The sequence below is a fragment of the Brevibacterium sp. SIMBA_078 genome, assembly GCF_046534565.1.
In the GTDB taxonomy this organism is placed as follows: domain Bacteria; phylum Actinomycetota; class Actinomycetes; order Actinomycetales; family Brevibacteriaceae; genus Brevibacterium.
In genome coordinates this window covers 1-232 of record NZ_JAWRYQ010000637.1, presented here as the reverse complement: position 1 = coordinate 232, position 232 = coordinate 1, and the positions used below count along the sequence as shown (strand labels likewise).

The window sequence follows — 232 nt, the reverse complement described above, 5'->3', positions numbered from 1 at the left end:
CTACCAAGAATTAGGCTTTAAAACAGCTACCGATGACTTTGGCTCAGGCTATTCTGGATTAAACTTACTAGCTGACTTTCAAACAGATATTATTAAACTCGATATGGCACTTATACGCGATATCGACAAAGACACAAAACGCCAAACTATTGTGCGTAACTGCTTAAATATGTTTGAAGAACTGAACATAATGGCGTTAGCTGAGGGTATTGAAACAGTTGAAGAATATCAC

At 37.1% G+C, this 232-nt stretch carries 1 protein-coding gene; it reads left to right on the top strand.

Annotated features, from left to right (window positions below):
* The coding region (locus tag SB749_RS21055; RefSeq protein WP_410712034.1) for an EAL domain-containing protein at positions 1 to 232 on the top strand (232 nt) is incomplete at both ends.